The organism is Limnothrix sp. FACHB-1083 (assembly GCF_014696485.1).
Classification (GTDB): domain Bacteria; phylum Cyanobacteriota; class Cyanobacteriia; order CACIAM-69d; family CACIAM-69d; genus CACIAM-69d.
In genome coordinates this window covers 121,900-146,058 of record NZ_JACJQD010000003.1, presented here as the reverse complement: position 1 = coordinate 146,058, position 24,159 = coordinate 121,900, and the positions used below count along the sequence as shown (strand labels likewise).

The window sequence follows — 24,159 nt, the reverse complement described above, 5'->3', positions numbered from 1 at the left end:
GGTGACTGGCCTGGCTTGATCGATTGCGATAGTTTGGAAAGGTGTTCGATCTGAGGATCAACCCCATGACCCAAGTTTGCACGCCCATCGAACCGGCAATTCAACCCATTCAGCCAGAACCACCTCAGTCGATCGCCCTTAGTCAGCCCTATCGTTTCACGGTGACGGAATACCAGCGAATTTATGAGGCCGGTGCGCTCGCGCCGGACGCTCGCACGGAACTCATTGAAGGAATCATTGTCAAAATGTCGCCCATTGGATTTCGTCACCAGGCTTGTGTTAGTCGCCTGACTCGTAAGTTCTGTGCCTTGATCCAAAATCGGGCGATCGTCAGTGTGCAGAATTCCGTTGTCCTAGGTGATTCGCAGCCTCAGCCGGATCTGATGCTTTTGCAAGAAACGGAGAATTTCTACGAGGATCGATCGCCCACAACTGCCGAAGTTCTACTGCTGATTGAAGTGGCGGATAGCACGCTGAAATCCGATCGCGAGGTCAAAGGGCCGCTCTACGCGCGATCGGGGATTGGCGAGTTTTGGCTGGTGGATTTGGAGCACAAAAAACTCGAGGTTTATCGTGATCCCAGTCCCGAGGGCTATCAAACCAAATTCACCCTCACCGCTGCCGATCGCGCCGCTTGCTTGGCCTTTCCCGGCGAATCGATCACCCTGTCGGATCTGTTTGGCAACCCAGCAGAATCATCCGAATAATTCGAGATATTGGTTGCTCGCCATTGCGCCAATAATTTTGCTAATAATCCAGCGGTAAATCGTAGGATTCTAACAGCGCCCGATCGCCCAATAATTCCGCCGTAGGTCGATCTTCTCGGATCCGCCCATGGGACAAAATCAAGGCTCGATGGGTGGTTTTGCCAATCCATTGCAAGTCATGGGAAGCCACAATCAGCGATTGAATGGGTAAGGTTTCCAAAACCTGAGCGAGCGATCGTCGCCACCGAGGATCGAGGCCCGTGGTTGGCTCATCCAACACCAAAATGGCCGGCTCCAGGGCCAGCACGGCCGCCAAGGCCGCCAACCGCCGCTGCCCCCCCGAAAGTTCATGGGCCGATCGCCCCTCAAAGGCCAACAGATCAAAACGGGCTAGGAGTTCCCTGGCTTGGTTTTTGGCCTGGGCGATCGGGATGCCATAGTTCAGCGGCCCAAACATCACATCTTCCAAGATGGTCGGCATAAACAATTGGTCGTTGGCATCTTGGAAACAAAAGCCCAAGCGGCGGCGAATGGTGGGCAAGGTGCGCGGCTCCACCCGGGTTCCCCCAATCCACACAGCGCCTCGGCTCGGTTGCTTCAGGCCAATCAGTTGCTCCAAGAGGGTGCTTTTGCCACAACCGGTGGGCCCCAACAGGGCCACCCGATCGCCCGGCTCCAAAGCAAAGGAAATTCCCTGCAAAACCGGCAGCTGTTGGGGATAGGCAAAGTGCAAATCTTGCACCAAAACGGCGGCCGACACTTCAGCGCGATCAAGCTCGCATTTAGAAAAAAGGGTCATGAAACTGTTGCGGCGGCCACGCGATCGAACTCTATTCCTGCTTGCTCAACCTTAAAGAGATTAGGGCAACAGCGCCAAACCAGCACCCGTTGGCATCGTCCCAAAGGGAGGCAAACCTGCGCCAAAATCCCTACTCAAAACCGTAGGAGCCGATCGCCAGACCAGCAGCCCCCACCGCCGCCCCCCACAACCACCAGCGATGGTGTGGCGGGCTGGGGTGCAATAGGGGCAAGGCTCCCCCATAGCCCCGAACCACCATGGCCGCGTAGACCCGCTCAGCGCGATCGAGACTGCGCAAATACAGAGAGCCGATGGTGGCGGCGCTGACATAGCGCAACCAACTGCCCGGCCCCGACAGCCCCCGACAGGCGGCCGCCCGCTGCATCCGTTGCACCTCGTCGATCACAATTTCCAGGTATTGCCCCGCCAACAGAGCCGTTTCTCGCAAAGCGGCCGGCAGCGGCAAACTTTTCAAGGCGATCGCCAAACTATGGGGCGGCAGGGTCAACAACACCCCATTCATCAGCAACAGGCAAACCAGCGATCGCGCCATCAGAAAGCTGGCCCGTTCCCAACCGTGGGGCAAGGCCGCCAGGCTCAGAAACACCAGTTCCGCTCCCAACAGACCCAGGAGCGATCGCGCCGGAACCCGCAACCAGCAAACCCAGGCGATCGCCAAACTGCCATAGACCGCCAACGGGGCCCAAGCGCCCACCCGCAAGCAAGCAGCCCCCAATACCCAAATCAGAGCCAACCGCAACCGCAACACCACCAGGGCCGGGCCCGGAGTCGATCGCTCCGGACCCCATGTTGATTGGCGATTGGCATTCAGGCTGATTTCAATCACGACTCTTCAGCTCGCTTGGGTTGCACCAACTTGGCGATCCCGAAGGCTGCACCAAAGGAAACCACACTGCCCAACAACCCCGTAATGGTTGTGCCCAAGGGCCCTAAGCCTTCAATGCCATAGTCCGCAAAGGGCGTAGGCACGGTAATTCGCACCTCTTCCGCCAGCCGAATAAAGCCCAAATCTTCCGCCACCTTTTCCAAGCCATCGGGCCAGGAAGATGCCAATAAAGACAGCACCCCCGCCACCAACAGCACGCCGATCACCGGCCCTTGCCACTGTTCCAAACGCGGCTTGGCTCCCGGCAGCAGGTCGGGGCGAGCCTTGGTCAAATAGCCAATGACACCAGCGGTGATGATCCCTTCGCCCAAGCCAATCAGGATATGGACTCCGGCCATGGCGGGCACGGCGAGCTGAAAGGCCGCCGTCCCGGATAACACCAGCTCGATCGCACAGGCGATCGCCGCCACCACCACACTCAACCCCGCTGCAATTCCGGCCGCGAGCGGTAACCGTCGCTGGGATCCCCCGAGCAGGCGCTGAATCACCTGAGTCAAAATCCAGCCCGTCCAGACTCCGAAGACAGCCATATTCAGAATGTTGGCTCCCAAGGCCGTGATGCCGCCATCGGCAAACAACACCGCCTGAATCAGCAGGACTGTGGCGATCGAGAGGGTTCCCGCCCAGGGGTTCCCCGTCAACACGGCTGCTAGCGTTCCCCCCAGCAGGTGGCCGCTTGTGCCGCCAGCGACGGGGAAGTTCACCATCTGAGCTGCAAAGACGAAGGCTGTGGTTAGCCCCAAAATTGGCCCCTGTTTGAGGCCATAGGTCGATCGGGTTCGCGCCAGGGACAGGGCGATCGCCCCGATCGTGGCCGCCGATGTGACCGTTGCCACGGGCACTGAAACAAAACCGTCAGGAATATGCATGAAACCAGCCAGCGTTAATCACACAACAGATTGCCATTCCAAAAAAACAAGTTCAGCCCCAAAAAACAATCCCTACCGAGGGGATATGAATCGCCCGGTGAAGTGGTGGGGTTGCTGCCCTTGGAGTTCTCAAATACCCATCTTCCAAACTTGCTCAATTGGCTTTTCAGAGTGATGTAGAAATTGGTCAAAAACCATCTGCCAATTCAATTTTTCCTGACTAAACCGATTGATTCTCGCTATTGATTTCTCAGCGAAATTATCCTTCTGCTCGAAAAATGAAGCGTTGGGAGGATGCTCAATTCAATGCATTGAGTCTTGATCAAGTCGTGATTGAGCCTTGATTGGGGTTACCTAGCGTGAAGTGATCTGGGTTTAGATTTATTCGCAATGCCGCTTGAGGATTGCCACTGATCCAGAGTGATGGATTGCATCCCTATCATGGCCCAGATTTTTCAAACCCCTCAAGAATTAACAATCTTTTAAAAGCCGATGAATCATCCCATTGGCTTGGCTACCATAGCCGCCGCCAAATAGATTAAAGTGATTCAAGATATGGTAAAGATTGTAAAGATCTTTGCGGATTTCATAACCTGATTCCAGGGGATTCACTTCACCATAACCTTGATAAAAGCTGTTGGGAAAGCCGCCAAATAATTCAGTCATGGCTAAATCTGCCTCCCGATCGCCCCAATAGGTTGCCGGGTCAAAGATCACGGGTGTGCCATCCACCATCACCGCCGCATTACCCGACCACAAATCCCCATGGAGCAGGGCGGGTTGGGGGCGATGTCCCTTCAGCAAGCTGGGAATGGCGGCCAACAGGCGATCGGCCTCGGGGCAATGGCCGCCACGCCGCTGGGCCAACTGCAACTGAAACCCAATGCGCCGCTCTGTCCAAAAGGTGACCCAATCATCGGCCCAATCGTTGGGTTGGGGGGTGGAGCCGATCGTGTTGCCTCGCCACCACCCAAAAGCCCGCTGCCCGGAGGCCGGCTGCCAACGGTGCAACTGCGCTAAATTTCGCCCCAATTGGGCCCAGGCTTCATGGTTGCCACGGCCCAACTCCAGCCACTCCAAAACCAAATAGGCGCGATCGCCCGCTTGGCCATAGCAGAGGGGCTGGGGCACTTTTATCGCTTGGGCTGCGGCTAGGTCTCGGAGGGCTGCGGCCTCGGCCGCGAACATTTCCAGACCGCTGGCCTGATTCAGCTTGACAAAGTAAACGGGGGCGTTGGCAGCGTTGCCAAAACTCAGGCGATAGGTTTGGTTAATGCAACCGCCACCGACCGATCGGGCCGTGGGCGACTCCGCTGAACCACCGCCCTGTTCCCGAATGGCTCGGGCGATCGTTGCCCATAGTGCTGACAGGTTTTCCATCACAATGACCTAATTTAACGACTCAATATTTAATGACTCAATATTTAATGACCCAATTTGTAGTGCGTCGCTTGATTTGTAATTTGCAATTCTTGCGAGATTCAACCATTGTTTAAATAGCATTCAAATCAATAGCATTCAAACGGAATTGAGAGCGGGCTGTGCTGGATCTGGTAAAGCTTTCAAAACAAATGCAGGGCATGGGCCAACAGCTCACCCAGGAGTCGCGGGCGGCGCGCCAACGGTTGACGATCGCCCAAGAATTGCTGGCTCAAGTGCAACCGGAACAGGACTATTGGGTGGGGCAGCTTCACCAATGGCGCGATCGCCTGGAATTTGTGGCGGCCGAGCCGATCGAACCCTTGGACAAGCGCGAACCCATTGGCTCCGCCCCGATCGCCCACAGCCTGATCGCCACCGATGGTTCCCAAATTGCCCCCAGCCACCACGAAATTGCCTACTGCTATTTGATCAACACCGGGCGCGTGGCCCTGCACTACGGCCAAAAGCGCTATCCCATGCTGGATAGTTTGCCGGAAATTTTTTACAAACCCGAAGACCTCTACATTTCCCGCCAGTGGGGAATTAGCACCGAAGATTGGATGGGCCATCGGCGCACCGTGGCCGAGGCGGAAGCCCTGGCGGATTTGGGCACAGACTTAGCCCACAGCATCACCACTGGCAACAGCAAGGACGCACCGCCCACGCTGGCCATGGTGGATGGCTCGCTGATCTATTGGTTTCTCGATCGAATGCCGAGCACAGCGGTCGATCGGATTTTGCCGCCGATCTTGGCCGCCTGGGAACGGTTGCGGTTGGCGGGCATTCCCCTGGTCAGCTATCTAAGCGCTCCCCGCAGTGGCGAAGCGGCTAACTTTTTCCGGCTCAAAACCTGCAATCAAATCACGCCCGATTGCAAAACTCACTGTCCTGGGCGAGCTGATGAGGCCCCTTGTAACCGGCTCAAACCGCTGCGGGATGCGGCCCTGTGGTCGGTGTTACTGGAGTCGGGTGAGCGAGGGCCCCTGTGGCGATCGAATGCTCGTGTACTGGAGGACTATGGCCGCCACCGAATCTATTTCTGTTACCTGCATGTGGGAACCGAGGTGGCGCGGGTCGAAATGCCGGAGTGGGTGGCGACCGATCGCGCCTTGTTGAACCAGTCCTTGAGTCTGATTCTCAGTCAAGTGCAAAAGGGCTATGGTTACCCGATCGCCCTGGCCGAGGCCCACAACCAGGCGGTGGTGCGTGGGAGCGATCGCAGCCGGTTTTTCTCGTTGCTGGAGCGGGAAATGGTGAAGGCCGGCCTCAGCAACATTGGCACTTCCTACAAAGAAGCCCGCAAACGCAACAGCATCGCCTGAGGAATCCAAGAGCGATCCAAGAATGATCCAAGGCTGTCGCTCCTTGGCCATCGATCAATTAATCTCTCTGGCGTTCTGGATTTGGCGATCTCTGGATTTGGCGATCTCTGGATTTGGCGATTTGTTGATTAACCCTCATCCTTCTGGATTGCCAGGGAAAATCCGGAACCGCTTGGGGCATTTTTTGAAGGGGCCGGGCGATCGGGCGGGGACGGGATTGCCCAACCACGCTGGCACGGGGATCGATCGCCGCGCCAATTGGGCGAGTGGAATAGGGGAACTGTGGCGATCGCACCACTGGCCAATGGCTTCCGGAATTTGGCAATTGCTCAGGGAATCTGAACCCAAGAGACGAGATTCAAATCCAATCGCTCCTTTCACACCCCCATCAGAGACGACCTATGGCTATGCTGCGCCCCCAAGGTATCTACCAATCCCGTTCGGCTCAAACCATTCTGGCTCTGCTGTTGGCGCTGCCGATGGTGCAAGGTGTTGCAACTCCGCTGATGGCCGCTGAAGCGGTGCGAGCCGCCGGCCCCGAGTCGATCGCCAGCACCCTGCCCAGCAATGCCCGCATCTTGCATGTGAACCCTGCCATGGGCGCGGACACGGCCCCCAGCGGTAGCCAGCGGGCCCCCTTCCGCACCATCGCCTACGCCCTCAGCCAAGCTCAGCCGGGGGATGTGGTGCAGTTGGCCCCGGGAACCTATAGCGCCGCCACGGGTGAAACGTTTCCGCTGATGGTTCCGGAAGGGGTGACTCTGCGGGGTGACGAAGCCGCCGAGGGCAAAAACACGGTCATTCAAGGGGGCGGTAGCTTCATTAGCCCCAGTTTTGCTCGCCAGAACGCGGCGGTGCGGGTGCAACGCAACACCGTGCTGAGTGGCATCACCGTCACCAATGGCAACACGCGCGGCACAGGCGTTTGGGTGGAGTCTGCCAACCCAGTGATTCGCCGCAGTGTGTTTAAGGGCAATCACCGCGATGGCATTTTTGTGACCGGGAACGCTGCGCCGACGATTCAAAACTGCCTGTTCCATGAGAACAAGGGGAATGGCATTGCGCTGACGCGGGCGGCCGGTGGGGAAATTCGTGATAGCTGGTTTCAAGCAACGGGCTTTGGCCTGGCGATCGGGGGAACGGCCAATCCGTTGGTGGTGAACAACACGATCGTTAATAACCAGGATGGCGTGGTGATTTCTGACCAAGCGCGGCCGGTGTTGCGCAATAACTCGATCGAGAACAACGGGCGGGACGGCATTGTGGCGATTTTGCGCGCTCGCCCCGATCTGGGAACCAGCACGGCTCCGGGCAACAACCGGATTATGGGAAATGGTCGCTTTGCGGTGAATAACGCCACGGGGAACGCCTTCAGCTCGATCGGCAACCAAATGGGCCGTAGTCGTGTCTTTGGCCTCTAGGCGATCGCGGCAAGACCGTTAATGCACTGAATATCAGCGTTCTGTGCTCAGGGGGTCTGCACTTAGCATTCGCTTTCGTTGCTTCCTTACACCGAACTGAGTCCGTAGCATGGCTGTTGAGGCTGGCTACGGACTTTTTGTGTGAATTCTTGTGGCGTGTCTTTGTGCAGCAACTGAACAAAATGAGTCGTTGCTAAAAACCGCTACTCATCCACTTGCCAGAGTTCTTTGGCGTAGTCCTGATCGAGACCCTTCTTGGGCCGCAAGACGAGAATCAGCTTACCCAGGAGCGATCGCTCGGGTTCCGCGTCAAACCATTCAAAGGCTAAGTTCTCGTCACCATCAGCCACCGCAAAAAAGGCATCATCCCGCCAGGTGCGATCGGCTCGATCGATCACCAGCATCACTGATTCCGGGCGGTCGTCCGGTAGGGCGGCCGGCAACTGTTCCGGCAAGGCCAACAGGGCGATCGGGTCTTCGGCATTGCGCAACACCTGCCAATTGGGCAGCGCCACCCAAGCCCCCTCACCCGAAAACCGCACCATGCCGAAGGGCCCTTCCGACTCAATCAGGGGCACAGCTCGCAAGGCCGCCACGGGCATTGGCAACTGGCCCGCCACCGCCAGCAGGCGCGGCTCTTCTTCGTCGGAATCAATCCGATAAACCGGCATTCGGGGGGCACTCTTGGGAGCCACCACCGTGAAGTCCATCAACAGCTTTTCCAGTTGGGCCCGGGCTTCCGGCGTTTGGGCAAACCGCAACCCCTTGGCAATCAGGCGCGATCGACTTTGCAGATCCGTTTGCTGCCGGGCCGATCGCCAACATTGCCAGGCCAGCGCATCCCCCGGCAACTCCGCAAATCCTTCCGGCTGCTGTTTCAGGTAGGTCAATTCCTTGAAGGCTTTCACCACCTCGCGGGCCTCATCAAAATCCAGCCCCCGCTCCACCACCAGGGCCGCCGTCGAAAGGCGATCGTCTTCGGACAAAACCCGCATTTCATACAGAATGTCGCTGCCCTTGCGCCCAAAGTGCTCTTGCACCGGCTCCGGCGCATCCAGTTTCAGCAGGGTTTGGTAAACCTGGGATCCAACAATCACTTGGTTTTGTTGGATTGGCTCAAAGCCCGTGTCTTCAAAGATTTTTTGGGGCCCCAGTCCGCTTTGTTGCAGCTTTTGGCAGGCTTGGCCCCACTCGACCCACGATCCTTCCTTGCGCCGCAGTTGCAACAACAGGCGATCAACCTCCTCTGGAGCCAGGCCTGCCTTGGCCGCTTGAAAGGGTTGGGAGGGGTTGCGATGAAACGAATCAGTCATTCTGGAAACCTACAAGACAAACCTGGCCCCATGGGCCCGGTGGCGAGCGTCGGGCGGCCATGAACAGGGCGATCGCGCTGATGCCCATGCTAGGCCAATCGGGCGTATCAGCAGAACCAATCAGCCCCAGTCGATCGAAGACGGGGCCCGTTCTCGTACAACGATATACTAGGCACGGAAAGCCCGCTGAACATCTATGCCTAGCCTCTATCACTAGCGTATTTCGGGTGATTTTGAGCAATTTCTCTTGGAAATTTTGGCTCAATTTCCCCCACTGGCTTGCCGCGATCGCGCGGCCCGGCTTTCCTCCAGACCCGCTCATCGCGCTGAAGCTATGAACCAAGGAATCGACCTCCAAAGCAGCTTCGTGCAAGCGCTCGCCGACTTCGGACTGCCTGGCGATTTCGCCCGCGCCGTGTGGATTCCGCTGCCGCTGCTCCTGATGCTGATTACCGCCACCGTCGGCGTGCTCGTCGTCGTGTGGCTTGAACGGAAAATTTCCGCCGCTGCCCAACAGCGGATTGGTCCCGAATATGCGGGGCCCCTCGGCGTGTTGCAACCGGCCGCCGATGGTCTGAAATTGCTATTTAAAGAAGACATCGTGCCGGCCAAGGCGGATCCTTGGCTGTTCACGATCGGGCCGGCGCTGGTGGTGGTTCCCGTCTTTTTGTCTTACATCATTGTGCCCTTTGGCCAAAACGTGAACATCACCGATCTGGGGTTGGGGGTGTTCCTGTGGATTGCCCTCTCCAGCATTGCCCCGATCGGGCTGTTGATGTCGGGCTATTCGTCCAACAACAAGTACTCCCTGCTGGGGGGTTTGCGGGCCGCTGCCCAATCGATTAGCTACGAAATTCCCCTGGCCTTGGCCGTGTTGGCGATCGTGATGATGTCCAACTCCCTGAGCACCGTGGACATCGTGGATCAGCAATCGGGCTACGGCATCCTGGGTTGGAACGTCTGGCGGCAACCGTTGGGCTTCCTGATCTTCTGGATTGCGGCCTTGGCGGAATGCGAACGGTTGCCCTTCGACTTGCCAGAAGCAGAAGAAGAACTGGTGGCCGGCTACCAAACCGAATATGCCGGGATGCGGTTTGCCCTGTTCTATTTGGGGTCTTACGTGAACCTCACCCTGTCGGCGCTGCTGGTGGCAGTGTTGTACCTGGGGGGTTGGGAATCGCCCGTCTCGATCGAATGGTTGGCCGGAACCCTGGGCTTGGATCTGAGTGCCGCTTGGGTGCAAATCATTGCCGCCGCCCTCGGCATCGTGATGGTGCTGTTCAAGACCTATTTGCTGGTGTTCTTGGCGGTGTTGCTGCGCTGGACGGTTCCCCGGGTGCGGATTGACCAACTGTTGAACCTGGGTTGGAAGTTCCTGCTGCCGGTCGCTCTGGCTAACTTGCTGCTGACGGCGGCCCTGAAACTCAGCTTCCCGGCCTTCTTCGGCGGCTAACTGGGCCCAAAACCCCAGCCCCGTCCGCTTTGCTTCGCCCCTTGCACCCGAACCGTTCCGAGATCCCCGAAGGGTTCGGATGGGGGCGATCGGGAAGCACCGCGCAACCGCAAAACGCGCAACAGCGAAATGATCCGGCGGGCCCGCCGCCCGCCCCAAGGTTGGACTGACTGAACGCGAACCAACGTTTGTTACCCGCAATCTTGTTAACAGAGAGGCAAACACCATGCTGAACTTCCTCAAGAAAGTCAGCGACTATGCTGGCGAGGCAGTCCAAGCGGCCAAATACATCGGCCAAGGCCTGTCGGTGACGTTCGACCACATGCAGCGCCGCCCCGTGACGGTGCAATATCCCTACGAAAAGCTCGTGCCTTCGGAGCGTTACCGGGGTCGAATTCACTACGAATTTGACAAGTGCATTGCCTGCGAAGTTTGCGTGCGGGTTTGCCCAATTAACCTGCCCGTGGTGGACTACGAATTTAATAAAGCCACCAAGAAGAAAGAACTGAAGAGCTACAGCATTGATTTCGGGGTTTGCATTTTCTGCGGTAACTGCGTGGAATATTGCCCCACCAATTGCCTGTCGATGACGGAAGAATACGAACTGGCGAGTTTCGATCGCCACGATTTGAACTTCGACAGCGTGGCCCTGGGTCGCTTGCCCTACAAGGTGACGAACGATCCGATGGTTACGCCGCTGCGGGAGTTTGCCTACTTGCCTTCTGGGGTGATTGATCCCCACGATTTGCCCGCCGGATCCCAACGGGCCGGCAGTCGCCCGGAAGAAATTCTGGCCACCCTGGAAAAGGACAAGCCCGAGTCGTAAGACCCATCCAGTAGGGGCGCAATGCTTGCGCCCTCAGCCTTGGGATAAGTCCAGCGATCGCGATTGAGAAGTAGGGAAATTACGGAGCGGAGGTAACGGTGAATTTAGGCGAAAGCGTACAACTGGGGTCATTCGCAATTTTGGCCCTGATGATGTTGGGTTCGGCCCTGGGTGTGGTGCTGGCTGGCAACATCGTCTACTCGGCCTTTTTGCTGGGGTTAACCTTCATCAGCATGGCCGGTCTGTATTTGCTGCTGAATGCGGATTTCGTGGCGGCGGCACAAATTCTGGTCTATGTGGGTGCGGTGAACGTGCTGATCCTGTTTGGGGTGATGCTCGTGAACAAGCGCGAAGACTACGTACCGGCGGCCGGGGCCCTGCTGCGGCAGGTGGTGACGGCGCTGGTTTGTGCGGGGTTATTTGCCCTGTTGGCGGCGGTGGTGCTGACCAGTCCTTGGCAGTTGGCTACGGATTTCCAAACGGTGGAATCCTCGATCGTCACCTTGGCCAAGCATTTCTTTAGCGATTACCTGTTGCCCTTTGAAGTGGCTTCGGTGTTGCTGCTGATGGCGATGATTGGGGCGATCGTCCTGGCGCGTCGCGATCTGCTGGTGGATGACCCCACCACGGGCCAACCGACGGAAACGGAATTGGCGTTGCCGGAGCGGCCGAAAGAATTGGCCGCCACCGATCGCTAGTTGCCCATCCCCATCAGGCAAGGGCTGCCGACTGATCGCTAGTCGATCGCTAGTTGCCCACCCAAACTAGACAAGGGGCTTAAGCCCCTTGCCCCAGCACTTCAAGGCAGTTTTCAGCAGGAGCAAGCAATGCAACTGGAATATTTTTTGCTATTAGCGGCGGCGCTATTTTGCACCGGAATTTTTGGCCTGGTCACCAGCCGGAATGCAATTCGGGTGTTGATGTCGATCGAGCTGATGCTCAACGCCGTAAATTTGAACCTGATGGCTTTTTCTAACTATCTCGATCCCCAAGGGATCAAGGGTCAGGTGTTCGCGGTGTTTGTGATTACGATCGCGGCGGCCGAAGCGGCTGTGGGTTTGGCGATCGTCCTGTCGATTTACCGCAACCGCGACACGATCGACATGGAGCAATTCAACCTTTTGAAGTGGTAAATCCAGTTGGATTGATCACGATTGGTCAGTATTTGCAAGTATTTTCAAGTATTTCAAGGGCTTTCCGATATTTCAAGGGCTTTCCGATACTGGCAAATTTGCAAAGCAGCAGGGGCGCGATCGAGTCGTGTCCCTGTTGTTGTATGGAGCATGACCTCAGCAGAACTCTAAAACACCGGCCCCGATCGGCGACGCAGCACCTCCAGCAGTGTTTGGAAATGTTCCGGTAAGGGCGCTTCCGTATCGATCCATTCGTAGTTCAAGGGATGCTGAAACCGGAGTTTCCAAGCATGGAGCGCCTGCCCCGGTAAATTCACCCCAATGCTGCGGCCCGAGCCATAGACCGGATCCCCGACGATCGGGTGGCCCAGTTCGGCACTGTGGACACGGATTTGGTGGGTGCGACCCGTTTGCAGCTCAAAGCGAATTAGGGTGTAGTTGCCCAAGCGTTCTTCGATGAACCAATGGGTGATTGCCTTGCGGCCGCCTTTTTCAACGGGAACGATCGCCTGTTTTTTGCGATCGACCGGATGCCGCCCGATCGGCAGATCCACCACCCCCCGATCGTCCCGAGGCGCGCCATAGACAATCCCCAAATAGGTGCGTTGGGCCACCTTGTAGCGCAACTGGGCTTGTAGGTGTTGATTGGCCAAGTCGGTTTTGGCAAACATAATTGCGCCCGTGGTGTCCCGATCGAGCCGATGCACCACCCCCGGCCGCTGCACGCCATTAATCGACGGCATTTCCATTCCCGGCAGGGTTTTGCAGTGGGCCAAGAGCGCATTCACCATCGTGCCGTCCGGATGCCCCGGAGCCGGATGCACCACCATGCCCGCCGGTTTGTTAATCACAATCACCTGCGAGTCTTCATACAAAATATCCAGCGGGATCGCCTGGGGTTCCAAGCTCAGGGGTCGATCGGGCGGAATGGTCACCACAATGCGATCGCCCGATTTCACCTCCCCATGCTTGTTGGTGCAGGACGCATCATTCACCTGCACTTGGCCCGCTTCAATCAGCTTTTGAAAGCGCGATCGAGACAAATTGGGCCACTGAGCCGCCAGAAAGCGATCGAGCCGCTCCGGGTGATCGGCCGTGCAGGCATAGATCGCCAAGTTGCTTTCGTCCGCCGCTTCCAGTTCTGTGAAATCCATTCCAGGGTCTACCGACGGATCGAGCAACGGATCGAGCGATGAGTCTCGCGCTGGGTCTCGCGCTGGATTTCGCGATAAATCCAGGGGATGATCTGTTTCGTCCGTTTCGTCCGTCCAAGGTTCACTCACCGGACTCGGAACGGGGGATGATGATTCTGATGGGTAGCCCAATGGTTCAACTCCGCAGCGCGATCGCGCTTGGCATTCTACTGCAAACGGTTGATCAAACAGTTTGCAAATCTATTTTTGGGTGATTGCCAGGTCATGATTGCGCCTGACATTTAACTCAACTTCTGAGCCATTGCCAGACGATTACTGAGCCTGACGCTCAACTTAACTTTCAACCTGACTTTTTGAGATTTCTCATGCGCCGTTCTGCTAAATCTTTTTCTCTCAATCGATTGGTACGTTGGATGATTCGGGCCAGCTATCACGATCGGGAATTTTTGAAACTGGCCGATGGCATTGAAGGGATCATCTCTCGGGCCCTGTCCCTAGCCACGATCATGGTGATCATCGTGGCAACAGTGGATTTAATTCTGTTGCTTTCTGGGCAATTATTCCGATCGCCCCTAGGCTTTTTCAACTCATCTCTGCAAGAGATTTTTGGCTCACTGCTCAGTATCCTCATTGCCCTAGAAATTCTAGAAAACATCACCGCCTATTTGCGCAAGCATGTGGTGCAAGTGGAGTTGGTAGTGGCGACTTCTCTCACCGCCGTCGCCCGAAAAATCATCATTCTGGATCTATCCAAAATTGACGGTCTAGAGCTAATTGGACTGGGGTTGGCCATCGTGGCCCTTTCTGCCAGCTATTGGCTCATTCGACAGGCTAACCAGCAACCGCCATCCATCAATCCCTATCATTCCAGCGATCACGATCCTGACGAATCCTCAGATCACGAAACGGATCGTCTACCCATCACAAATCGCCCCGCGTCGGCCGCCATGGTGGTAGACCAGATGGTTGCGGATCCGGTGACTCCCGACTTGGGCCCCGATGCACGGCCCGATCGCCCCGCAGGATCCTCCAGTCCGCCGCCGCCTCAGGTCTAAGGAGGCGTTCGATCGGTCGTGCCGGCCGCGAGCGATCGCCCACCGCGCTATCATCAATACGCATTAAATCCCTCGCTGAAAAACTCCGCGCCGATCGGGGCAGGTCTTGCCCATTTCCCGACCCGGCGCGATCGACCCGACTCACCCGAACACGCCCTGCCCATGTTTGACGCTCTTGCCGAACGCTTTGAATCCGCCTGGAAAAAACTTCGTGGCCAGGACAAAATTTCCAGTGCCAACATCCAAGACGCGCTCAAGGACGTGCGGCGGGCACTGCTAGAAGCCGACGTGAACTTGCAAGTGGTCAAGCAGTTCATTGCCGATGTGGAAACCCGGGCCCAAGGGGCTGAAGTGGTTTCCGGCGTGAACCCCGGCCAGCAGTTCATCAAGGTGGTTTACGACGAACTAGCCGCTTTGATGGGTGAAAGTAACGAACCCCTAGCCCAAGCGGCAACGGCCCCCACGATCGTGCTGATGGCCGGCTTGCAAGGGGCCGGGAAAACCACCGCCACCGCCAAGCTAGCCCTGCACCTGCGCAAGGAAAAGCGATCGACCCTGATGGTGGCCGCCGACGTGTACCGGCCCGCCGCGATCGACCAGCTCAAAACCCTCGGCAAACAAATCGACATCCCCGTTTTCGATCTGGGAGCCGAGATCAGCCCCGTGGAAATTGCCCGCCAAGGGGTCGAAAAAGCCAAGGCCGAAGGCTTTGACACCGTGTTGATTGACACCGCCGGTCGCCTGCAAATTGACGAGGCGATGATGGGCGAGCTGGTGCAAATCAAAGACACCGTGCAACCCCACGAAATCCTGTTGGTGGTGGATGCCATGATCGGTCAGGAAGCCGCCAACCTGACCAAAGCCTTTAATGATGCGGTGGGGATCACAGGTGCGATCCTGACCAAAATGGACGGCGACGCGCGGGGTGGGGCCGCCCTTTCGATTCGGCAAATTTCTGGCCAGCCGATCAAATTCATCGGAACCGGCGAGAAGGTCGAAGCCCTGCAACCCTTCTATCCCGATCGGATGGCCTCCCGCATTTTGGGCATGGGCGACGTGCTGACCCTGGTGGAAAAAGCCCAGGAAGCCGTGGACTTGTCCGATGCGGTCAAGATGCAGGAAAAAATCCTCACGGCCCAATTCGACTTTGACGATTTCCTGAAGCAAACCCGCCTAATGAAGAGCATGGGATCGCTCGCAGGCATGGTGAAGCTGATCCCCGGTTTGGGCGGCAAAATCAAAGCCGAACACCTGGAGGAAGGGGAGGCCCGCCTCAAGGTGGCCGAATCAGCCATTAAATCCATGACCTTGGAAGAGCGCCGCAACCCAGATTTGTTGGCCAGCACCCCCAGCCGCCGCCGCCGGATTGCTCGCGGTTCCGGCCTCAAGGAAGAGGACGTGAGCAGCCTGGTGTCCGACTTCCAAAAGATGCGTACCCTAATGCAGCAATTGGGGTCGGGGCAAATGGGCTTCCCGGGCATGGGCGGTATGAACCCCTTTGGGGGCATGAATCCCTTTGGCGGTATGGGCGGTGGCATGGGTGGCATGGGTGGCGGTAACCCCATGGGTCTGGGTAATCCGATGGGGCAAATGCCTGCACCGGGTTTCCGAGGCTATAACAATCCCAATGCGGCCAAGAAAAAGAAAAAGCCCGGCAAGAAAAAGAAGGGGTTCTCGGATCTTTAGGCCTTGCCCGATCGGCCTAGGGCGATCGCCCCCCATTGCAACTGACCAAACCCCAACGGTGCTTACCTTCGGGGATGATTCACAATTTGCTTGACATCCCCAAGCAGAAAAATTAGCTTGGGGCTGTGGTTGCCGGCCAAAGCCGCTCGATTGCGCCTCAGTATTTCCAAACTTTTGAGAGACTAGGACGTTTTTATGCCTCGTCATCTGCCTGCGAAAGCGGATTCCGATCTGATTGATTTAACACCTGAAGAGGCAATCATTGCGATCGGGTTAATCACCATGATCGTTGATGAGTCCGTCGAAGACATCGAGGCCGAATTGCTGGCCGATGTTGCAGCGGAATTTGAACTGTTTGAAGACTATTCCGATGACGAACTCGTCGAGATAGTCGATAAAGTGGTTGCAGCCTCGGAAGCCTCCGATGTGCAGACCCTCCTGGGCAGTGCCTTAACAGTGGTCACCCAAAATGAAGATTTGGCAGAAATTGCCCTAATCACCGCCATTCTGATCGTGGCCGCCGATGGCGAAGTCCCCGAATCAGAAGAAGACTACTTGAATGAGTTGCAAACGGCGCTGGGTGTTTCTGACGAGCGTGCCAACGAAATCGTCGAGGCTCTCTTCAGCGATGAAGAGGACTTTGAGGAAGACGAGGAGGAAGAGGAAGCCTAGAGCTTGTCGTCGAGTCGCCTGAAACCCTGATTCCACCGTTGGCAGATCGTGGGGGACAAGGGGCTTAAGCCCCTTGTTACAACGACTAGGACATGGAAAATCGATCATTTCCGCCTGATCCTAGAAAATGGCGACAGGCCCTAGGGATTGGTTTCCCTCAGCTAGCCTTCCAACTCATCTCAACCCCTGCCTAGCAAAACTGGATGAACCGGGCCTGCTCTTCCCTCAGGGCAGGCTTTTTGCAATTTAGATGAAGACAAAATTGATACCAGTTGCCTGAATTGCGGGAAATTCGCTGGGCTGAAGGGGTTGCCCCGAGGGCGGTTCAGGGAATTTTAAAGAAAAGTTGAGGAACTTCCCCAGTGACCCCACTTTATGGAAAACTGGTTCTCAGATAAAAAGGGGTCACCCAAATAAAGGCCCTTGTTCATTCAACCTGTGGGGATTTTGCCCCGTTAGGTATCAGCTCAATGGGGTTAATCGGCAGTAACCGGTTTGCTAACATTTGCCGATGTATGCTAGTACTCGCATGTAGCCTATTCAGCCCGAAAACCAAGGGGAATTGGCTTCATTGGACTCCGGTCAATGAAGCGGGATCTAAATAGTGCTCGTGGGACTTTCCTGCGGGCATTGGTTGATACGCCTTGGTTGAGAGACCATCTCGACTTATGTATTTGTTAGCGTTTGCTAGCAAAAAAGTATCGGTTCAGCTCGTACTGTTTAAAGACCCTTCACCAATAGACTTCGCTCTCGGGCAAGCAGGGAATTATTCATACAAATAAATCCCGCCCTAAGTTTGAACAGGAGCGCTGCCCGGATGGGTGGCGCTCTTGTTTTGACTGGAATTTTGGAATTTAGCGATCTTCGATGATGGCCGCTCGATCGAGCAGCAGCAGATCCCGCAGGGCATCGGTGTCCAAATCTCCGAGCCAGGTTTCGCCGGTTCCCACAATCTGCTCCGCGAGGACTTTTTTGCTTTCGAGCAGGTCGTGAATTTTCTCTTCCAGTGTGCCGGTGCAGATAAATTTGTGAACCTGAACGTTGCGGGTTTGCCCAATCCGGAAGGCGCGATCGGTTGCTTGGTTTTCCACGGCGGGATTCCACCAGCGATCGAAGTGAAACACGTGGTTAGCCCGAGTCAGGTTCAAGCCCGTGCCGCCGGCCTTGAGGGACAGGATAAAGATGGGCGGTGATTGGGGATCGTTTTGGAAGCGTTCAACCATGGTGTCGCGCTGTTTTTGGGGAGTGCCACCATGCAGGAACAGCACGTCCCGTCCCAAATGCTGTTGCAGATAGGCTTGCATCCAATGGCCCCAACGGGCAAATTGGGTGAAAATCAAGGCCCGATCGCCCTCGGCCACCACTTCCTCGAGCATTTCGCCCAACCGCTGCAATTTGGGCGACTCGGTGGGAACCAGCTTCGGGGCCCGATCGCTCGGTTCCGGTTCCCCTTCGCCCCCCACCAGGGCGGGGTAGTTGCAGACCTGCTTCAGCTTCACCAACAGGGCCAAAATTTGCCCCCGTCGCTGGATCCCTTCGCTGGATTCGATCGCGGCTAGGGCTTCGTCCACCAAGGCTTGGTAGCGTTCCGCTTGGCTGGCGGAAAGGCCACAGAACAGGTTGAATTCTTGCTTTTCGGGCAGATCTTGAATGATGGTTTTGTCGGTTTTGAGGCGACGCAAAATAAAGGGCTGAACGAGCGATCGCAGGGTTTGCAGGGAAGCGCCATCCCCAAACCGCTCGATCGGGGTGGCAAACCGGCGCTGAAAGAAGGTCTGGGTTCCCAAATAGCCTGGATTCAGGAAGTCCATGATTGACCACAGTTCCGCCAGGCGGTTTTCCACGGGAGTCCCGGTCAGGGCAATGCGGAAGGGCACGGGACGCGGTTCCTCGCTGCTGTCGTCGTCGGCAACGGCCGCCAAGCGCTTCACGGCTTGAGATTGCTTGGATTCCGCATTCTTAATGTTTTGGGCTTCGTCCAGCACAATGCCACACCAAGGCACGGCCTGGAGGGTCATTTCATCCCGAAACACCAGGGAATAGCTGATTAGCACCACGTCCAGGTCTTCGGCGGCCCGTGCCAGGGCCTTGCCCTTCAAGCGGCGATCGCCATGGTGTAGCAACACACGCAAATCGGGGGCAAATTTTGCCAATTCCCGTTGCCAGTTCCCCAAAACGGAGGTGGGACAAACCAGCAGGACGGGCCCAACCAGGGCCGCACGATCGCGCAAATGCAACAGAAAGGCGATCGTACTGGGGGTTTTACCCAAGCCCATGTCGTCCGCCAAACAGGCCCCCAGACCCCAACGCTCCAAAAAGGACAACCAAGCTACGCCGCGCTCTTGGTAAGGGCGCAGTTGACCTTGGAATTTCGGGGGCGTGATCACAGGTTCGATGGCCGCGCGATCGCCCAAGGCGTTCATTAACTCCGCCACTGCGCCCGAGGATTCAAATTGCACCACGGGCAACTTATCGATCGTGGCGTTCTCGCCGGTCGTGATCCGCAGGGCCTCATCTAGCGTGAGGTTTAGGTTTCCCTGGCGCTTGGCCAAAAAGTCCCGGGCAGCGCGTACTTCATGCGGCCGCAATTCCACCCACTCGCCCCCAATTTCCACCAGGGGCATGGTGTCGAGGTCTGTCTTCGCCAGCAGGGTTTCAAAGTCCTGGGCACTGAGGGCCCGATCGCCTAAGGACAGTTCCCAGCGAAAGTTCAGCAAATTGCGCAGACCCAAGTTGGGGCGATCGGTGGCGAGGGGATCGCCGGCCAACAACCGCACCCCCAGACGGTAACTGGTTTGATTCCGTAGGCTGGCGGGCAACAGGGCCCCCAAGCCGTTGTCTTGGAATCGTTGGGCATAGAGCCGCACGAATTGATAGGCTTCCACGGCCGATAGCTCGCAGCCGCTGGGCATGGGTAAATCCAAGGTGGCTTCCAGGGCAGGAAAAAGGCGCGCCGCCAACCCTAAACCCCGCAACAGGGTTTCCTGGGGCCGATTCACCACCCGATCGCCCGATCGCAGCCGCTCCACTGGGAATCGCCACACTTGCTGGGCTGGAATCCAAACCCCGGCTTGGTCGATCGATTGGAGGCCATATTCCAAATACCAGCGATCGGCCGAGGGTTGGGGCGGGTGCAACCGAAAAGCCGCACAGAACCCGGCAATGGTGGCCGGATCGATCGCCAGGGGAGTTAACCAGGTTTGCAAACTCCGCGCCAAGGGCACCAACTCTGTCAGGGCGCTTTGGCAAGTGCCATTGGCTTGGCCCAATGCGCTCAACCAATCGCGGGCCACGGGCGGCAACCCGATCGCGGTGGTCAGGCCGCCTCGGGCCGCTCCCCGTCCCCCCACGCGCCGCTCCCCGGGCAAGGGCAGCGTGGCCGCCGTGGCCCGCAGTCGAGCATCGACCATTTCGCCCAAAAAGTCCGACAGCAGCGCCGCTGGCACGGCCGGTAGTTGCATCGAAATGGGCTGAAACGTGCTGATCCGCACGGGGCCGCTAGAGCCTCGGAGCGATCGGGCATTACTGGCCGTGGCCCGCTGCTCCACCGGTCGCTCCAGGGTTTGGAAAAATCGGCAGCTACTGGGCATCTGTTGCGTGAAGTGCTCCAGGCGCGATCGATCCACCGCCCCTTCCAACAGCGGTTGCCAGCGCGATCGGGCAACTCCCTCCGCCGTCGGTGCAAGGGTGGGCACTGCCTTGGCCCGAGCCACCAAATCCAGTCCCCAGCGGGCCGCATGGCTCCAAAAGCGCAAATCGCCCGCGATCGGCGTTTCATCGGCCGCCAAGGGCAACCCCTGCAACAAATCAGGCACCAGCGCCGCCGGAACCCAAAGCCCTTCCACCCACCAAAGATTAATTTCCAGGCGATCGAACTGTTCTGGCTCCACCGTTGCTCCCGCCAGCAGGGGAGTCCCATTGCCGCGCAATGTGGGCAGCCCGATCGCCCGCCACTTGGCAGACCAATCCTTCAACCGCTCGATCGCCCCCGGCTTCAAGCAACCGCTTTCCACCAGCGTGGGCAACCAAGCTTTCAATTCCTTTGCCGAGAGCGATCGAGGGTGATCCGGCACCTGCCACTGGGTCGGCGGCTTCCCAACCGTCGGTTTCCAGGCCTCTGCCCACAGAAACAAAGCCTGCTCTCCCAGTTGCCAGCTACCATGTAAAACCGCCATGAGCGCCTCATCACCCCCGACTTAACAGAACAAAATCGCCATCAGCCCATTGCCTAACCCTCCCCGCTGAGCTGTAACAGGGAGTTCAAAACGTTAACGGAAAAGGCAGTGCTTAATTGTCGGATAAATTGGGGCCGATGCCGCATTTCGGGCGATCGGGAGTCTCATCGGGCGATCGGGTCAATCCAACCTCACGACCCAACCCCTAGCAACGCGCGATCGCCCGGTTCACCAGAGCCGTTGCAACCAGCGCCCTGGGAAACCAGAAAAATTCTTCTTGCGATTTGTAGCCATTTGGGCCAATGCTGCTATACTCTTTAAGCGCCTTTTGGGGCAAGCCGGTGTAGCTCAGTGGTAGAGCACTCGATTCGTAATCGAGCGGTCAGGGGTTCAAATCCCCTCACCGGCTTTCGAATGTCAGTCAGCGTTAAGTTTAAAGGGTCTTTCAAGCAGTAGCTGAAATTTGCTGCTGTCCAAATTTTGGAGCTGTCAAGTTAGAGGAACCCTGCCCCGATCGCGCAACTAGAAACACGGGAGAGATGGGCAGATTCAGCACAACGCCCATCTCCCCCGCCGCCATCACGATCGCGCAACCTGCGAACTAGACTGCCGCTGGCACTGGCGCTGGCTCATAGAGATACTCAAACCAGTTGCCGTCCAAATCACGACCGTAAAATGAAGCCGTGCCGTCCCGGTGTTCATGCACCTGCGTCACATAGACTCCCTTCGCTTGCAATTCCTCGTAGGCCGTTTCCATCTCAGCACGTTGGTCAAAAATGAAACCAAAGTGCGGCCCCGCTTGGTCATATTCCGGACTCAGCAGCGCCAACCCATCTTCACCCGCCTTCAGATAGGCCCAATCTCGATCTTGCCAGGCCACCTCCATTCCCAAGTCCTTGTAGAATTCCACGGCCTTGGCAATGTCCTGAACACAGATCGCCACATGTCCTAAGCGTTTCAGTTGCATCGTTCTGTTACCCACAATTTTTCAGGGGAAATTTTTTCAGTGAAATCACGCAAATCATCACGCAAATTAGGCCGCCACTGCCCCATAGCAGCCCATGACATCAGCACCAGGTTAATTTGACGTGGTGTTAATTTAGGGACGTTATTGAGCGAATTTGGCAACTTTGGGGCTGAATTAATTGAAAAATCCAAACCGCCACAATCACGGTTTGAATGACAGCCGTTTAGCATTTTGCTCTAGGATGGGGTGAGTCGTACCAACGCACCGATCGCTCATGAGATCATTCTCCAAAATACTCAGTGACCGCGAGGAATTTTCCTGGGCTGTGCTTTTTCCCCTGAAGCCAACCAGCTACCAGACAATTGACCTCAAGGGCTGGAAGTTTTGAGAGACAATCTCCAAGGTTGATAGGGAACGGGTAACGGATTCGGCGCAAGACATCAGGGAGTGCAAAGATTGATTAGTCATTGGTTACCCACAAGCCAGTTGCCCAATGGAGCATTGTTGTTGGGTTGATAAAAACCATGAGTAACGCAATCGTTCAGCCTAAATGAGCCAGCATGATCCAGAACTGGCTGAAATGATCTGGCTGAGGTTGAGGACTGAAACTTGGGATTGGAACAGTGTTGTTGATGGCTTTCATGACTAACTTAGTCTTCTGCTTTGCCATCTACAGACTATTGTAGCGGCGATCACTGGAGATGTTGTCAACCATGATCGACAACTCATTATGAGTATGACCAAAATCAAGATCTGAGTCATAACGAAATTAATGGATGAGTTGTGTAAGATTGCCCAGCGCCGTGAGCCAGATTGTGCCAATTGAAAGAAGAGGATCAGCCAAGATGGGGCTAATTCGCGGAGCTAATTCAAGGCTGTTCAGACTTACCCCTAGAGCAGGCTAGAAAATTCTCGAATGTTGTGAAATGATCATGATTTGATCATTTTCGTTTGATAACTTCAGTGTTTTTATAAGAGTACTCACTAAAAAGCTTGCTGGCGGGGTTTCCGTATTCACCAAGTTGGAGATTGATCCCTCAGGGCCATGCCAGAAAATTTCCTCAAGGCCATGCCAGAAAACTTCCATGACTCGCAATTGCGTTCATTTCTACTGCTGGCCTATCGACAACAGGCAACGGGTTACCTGAACGTGGAGCTGGATCACCATCGTTGGCAAATTTGGCTCTATCGTGGGCGGCTGACCTGGTGTACGGGCAATCGCCATCGGTTGCGACGGTTGCAGCGGGCAATCAAGCTGCGCACGGAGTCGCAGGCGCGTGAGGGATGGAATAGGCTGGTGGCAGCCACGAAGCAGAATTTGAGTGATCCCCTTTGGGAGGTGCGCTGCCTGGAGCAGGCGCTGGTGGAGGAGTTGTTGGCGATCGAGCGGGCCCAAGCGATCGTGATGCAAGCGGCGATCGAGGTGTTTTTTGTGGTTGACCAACCCTCCGCGCGTTTTCAGTGGATTGCCCAGCCGATCGATCCCATTCACCCTAACCTGCCCCTCTCCTCTGCTTTGATGGGCGAAGCCCTCACCCGCGCCTACAATCTGCAGCGCCATTGGCAACGATTGCCCTTCAATCCGCTGTGGGCCGATCGGGGCTGGATCTATCTCCCGGGCAATGAAACCGCCGCCGACACCTCCACCACCATGACCCTGGCTCCCCTGTTGGATGGTAAGCGCACCTTCTGGGACATTGTGGCCAAGCTGGATCCTAACTATGCCAACTTGGGGGGTGTGCTCAAGGTGTTTCAGCTCCTTTGGCAACGCAAACAGTTAGCCGTAATTGAGTTACCGGACTTGGAAATGAGCCACCAAGCGCCGCAGGCTAGTTTTTCCCTAAAGGTGGCTTGTGTGGATGATGATCCCAAAATCTGCGAAAAGATCGAAAAAATAGTGATTGGCAATGGTCACCAGTTTTTAGGCTGTTTTGAACCCTTGGCGGCGCTGCCCAAGGTGATTGAAGCCAAGCCTGATGTGGTGTTTTTGGATGTGGTGATGCCGGTGATTAATGGGCATGAGCTTTGTGCTCAGTTGCGGCGCGTGCAACAGCTTAGCCACACGTCGATCGTGATGCTGACGAGTGCGGATGGGTTGTTCGATCGGGCAAGGGCCAAACTTTCGGGCGCAAGCAGCTTTGTCAGCAAGCCGGTCACTCCTGACAAGGTGCTCGCCGCCCTCAAGCGCCATCAACACAACCAAGTGGTGGCCCACTAGCGCTCGACATGGTCGTTGGTTAACCCTTGGCTTCTGCCCAGAGTCAGGTTTCAGAATTGG

21 protein-coding genes and 1 tRNA gene are annotated in these 24,159 nt (G+C 56.6%); 12 read left to right on the top strand and 10 right to left on the bottom strand.

The annotated features are described in order from the left end of the window. The first annotated feature begins 65 nt into the window (after positions 1-65). Positions 66-707 carry a Uma2 family endonuclease gene (locus tag H6F46_RS04805; RefSeq protein ID WP_190353770.1) on the top strand — a complete coding sequence of 214 codons (642 nt, stop codon included), beginning with the start codon at positions 66-68 and terminating at the stop codon, positions 705-707. 40 nt (positions 708-747) lie between these two features. On the opposite strand, the gene H6F46_RS04800 is transcribed toward H6F46_RS04805, so the two are convergent. The 4 genes from H6F46_RS04800 to H6F46_RS04785 all read right to left on the bottom strand — a co-directional run bounded on the left by H6F46_RS04800 (position 748) and on the right by H6F46_RS04785 (position 4,662). Beyond that, positions 748-1,506, bottom strand: coding sequence for an energy-coupling factor ABC transporter ATP-binding protein (locus H6F46_RS04800; protein WP_190353769.1), 759 nt, complete (start codon positions 1,504-1,506; stop codon positions 748-750). A gap of 130 nt (positions 1,507-1,636) precedes the next feature. Next, positions 1,637-2,281, bottom strand: coding sequence for an energy-coupling factor transporter transmembrane protein EcfT (locus H6F46_RS04795; RefSeq protein WP_099532869.1), 645 nt, complete (start codon positions 2,279-2,281; stop codon positions 1,637-1,639). 68 nt (positions 2,282-2,349) lie between these two features. Continuing rightward, positions 2,350-3,282, bottom strand: coding sequence for an energy-coupling factor ABC transporter permease (locus tag H6F46_RS04790; RefSeq protein WP_190353768.1), 933 nt, complete (start codon positions 3,280-3,282; stop codon positions 2,350-2,352). Between the two features lie 471 nt (positions 3,283-3,753). Continuing rightward, positions 3,754-4,662: a fructosamine kinase family protein gene (locus H6F46_RS04785; protein ID WP_190353767.1), complete on the bottom strand. Its 909-nt coding sequence runs from the start codon at positions 4,660-4,662 to the stop codon at positions 3,754-3,756. A gap of 161 nt (positions 4,663-4,823) precedes the next feature. Between H6F46_RS04785 and H6F46_RS04780 the strand changes: the two genes are divergently transcribed. Then, positions 4,824-6,026 (top strand): DNA double-strand break repair nuclease NurA, encoded by a 1,203-nt coding sequence (locus H6F46_RS04780; protein ID WP_190353766.1) that lies wholly within the window; start codon positions 4,824-4,826, stop codon positions 6,024-6,026. A gap of 135 nt (positions 6,027-6,161) precedes the next feature. Here H6F46_RS04780 and H6F46_RS04775 read toward each other — a convergent pair whose 3' ends face one another. Then, positions 6,162-6,374 carry a hypothetical protein gene (locus tag H6F46_RS04775; protein ID WP_190353765.1) on the bottom strand — a complete coding sequence of 71 codons (213 nt, stop codon included), beginning with the start codon at positions 6,372-6,374 and terminating at the stop codon, positions 6,162-6,164. A gap of 53 nt (positions 6,375-6,427) precedes the next feature. Here H6F46_RS04775 and H6F46_RS04770 point away from each other — a divergent pair, with 53 nt between their 5' ends. Next, complete coding sequence (locus H6F46_RS04770) at positions 6,428-7,447, top strand: DUF1565 domain-containing protein (RefSeq protein WP_190353764.1); 1,020 nt, start codon at positions 6,428-6,430, stop codon at positions 7,445-7,447. A 203-nt stretch (positions 7,448-7,650) separates the two neighbouring features. Here the strand turns inward: H6F46_RS04770 and H6F46_RS04765 are convergent, their stop codons facing one another. Beyond that, positions 7,651-8,760, bottom strand: a complete 1,110-nt coding sequence (locus H6F46_RS04765) for a RuBisCO accumulation factor 1 (protein ID WP_190353763.1) — start codon at positions 8,758-8,760, stop codon at positions 7,651-7,653. Between the two features lie 334 nt (positions 8,761-9,094). Here H6F46_RS04765 and nuoH point away from each other — a divergent pair, with 334 nt between their 5' ends. Next, positions 9,095-10,213 carry an NADH-quinone oxidoreductase subunit NuoH gene (gene nuoH, locus H6F46_RS04760; RefSeq protein ID WP_190353762.1) on the top strand — a complete coding sequence of 373 codons (1,119 nt, stop codon included), beginning with the start codon at positions 9,095-9,097 and terminating at the stop codon, positions 10,211-10,213. Here nuoH and H6F46_RS04755 read toward each other — a convergent pair. Continuing rightward, a complete protein-coding gene (locus tag H6F46_RS04755) occupies positions 10,210-10,398 on the bottom strand; it encodes a hypothetical protein (protein WP_190353761.1) in 189 nt (62 codons plus the stop codon). The genes nuoH and H6F46_RS04755 overlap by 4 nt on opposite strands. 41 nt (positions 10,399-10,439) lie before the next feature. Between H6F46_RS04755 and ndhI the strand changes: the two genes are divergently transcribed. The 3 genes from ndhI (at position 10,440) to nuoK (ending at position 12,172) form a co-directional block, all read left to right on the top strand. Then, positions 10,440-11,039, top strand: coding sequence for an NAD(P)H-quinone oxidoreductase subunit I (gene ndhI, locus H6F46_RS04750; protein ID WP_099532804.1), 600 nt, complete (start codon positions 10,440-10,442; stop codon positions 11,037-11,039). 98 nt (positions 11,040-11,137) lie between these two features. After that, a complete protein-coding gene (locus H6F46_RS04745) occupies positions 11,138-11,737 on the top strand; it encodes an NADH-quinone oxidoreductase subunit J (protein ID WP_099532803.1) in 600 nt (199 codons plus the stop codon). A gap of 129 nt (positions 11,738-11,866) precedes the next feature. Then, positions 11,867-12,172: an NADH-quinone oxidoreductase subunit NuoK gene (gene nuoK / locus H6F46_RS04740; protein ID WP_099532802.1), complete on the top strand. Its 306-nt coding sequence runs from the start codon at positions 11,867-11,869 to the stop codon at positions 12,170-12,172. 167 nt (positions 12,173-12,339) lie between these two features. Here the strand turns inward: nuoK and H6F46_RS04735 are convergent, their stop codons facing one another. After that, positions 12,340-13,326, bottom strand: a complete 987-nt coding sequence (locus tag H6F46_RS04735) for an RluA family pseudouridine synthase (RefSeq protein ID WP_190353962.1) — start codon at positions 13,324-13,326, stop codon at positions 12,340-12,342. Between the two features lie 365 nt (positions 13,327-13,691). On the opposite strand from H6F46_RS04735, the gene H6F46_RS19685 reads away from it, so the two are divergent. From H6F46_RS19685 to H6F46_RS04720, 3 genes are all read left to right on the top strand, one after another. Then, positions 13,692-14,381 (top strand): phosphate-starvation-inducible PsiE family protein, encoded by a 690-nt coding sequence (locus H6F46_RS19685; protein ID WP_305068599.1) that lies wholly within the window; start codon positions 13,692-13,694, stop codon positions 14,379-14,381. A 162-nt stretch (positions 14,382-14,543) separates the two neighbouring features. Then, complete coding sequence (gene ffh, locus H6F46_RS04725; protein WP_190353960.1) at positions 14,544-16,067, top strand: signal recognition particle protein; 1,524 nt, start codon at positions 14,544-14,546, stop codon at positions 16,065-16,067. 195 nt (positions 16,068-16,262) lie between these two features. Further along, the gene (locus H6F46_RS04720; RefSeq protein ID WP_099532798.1) at positions 16,263-16,739 is read left to right on the top strand and encodes a tellurite resistance TerB family protein; all 477 of its coding nucleotides are present in this window, start codon (positions 16,263-16,265) and stop codon (positions 16,737-16,739) included. Positions 16,740-17,593: 854 nt separating this feature from the next. Here H6F46_RS04720 and H6F46_RS04715 read toward each other — a convergent pair. Continuing rightward, positions 17,594-20,914 (bottom strand): DEAD/DEAH box helicase, encoded by a 3,321-nt coding sequence (locus H6F46_RS04715; RefSeq protein WP_099532797.1) that lies wholly within the window; start codon positions 20,912-20,914, stop codon positions 17,594-17,596. A 337-nt stretch (positions 20,915-21,251) separates the two neighbouring features. On the opposite strand from H6F46_RS04715, the gene H6F46_RS04710 reads away from it, so the two are divergent. Continuing rightward, a tRNA-Thr gene (locus H6F46_RS04710) sits at positions 21,252-21,323 on the top strand. A 192-nt stretch (positions 21,324-21,515) separates the two neighbouring features. On the opposite strand, the gene H6F46_RS04705 is transcribed toward H6F46_RS04710, so the two are convergent. Further along, positions 21,516-21,881 carry a VOC family protein gene (locus H6F46_RS04705; RefSeq protein ID WP_099532796.1) on the bottom strand — a complete coding sequence of 122 codons (366 nt, stop codon included), beginning with the start codon at positions 21,879-21,881 and terminating at the stop codon, positions 21,516-21,518. A 1,045-nt stretch (positions 21,882-22,926) separates the two neighbouring features. Here H6F46_RS04705 and H6F46_RS04700 point away from each other — a divergent pair. Beyond that, entirely contained in the window at positions 22,927-24,099 is a 1,173-nt protein-coding gene (locus tag H6F46_RS04700) for a response regulator (protein ID WP_190353760.1), read from the top strand. The last annotated feature ends 60 nt before the right edge of the window (positions 24,100-24,159 follow it).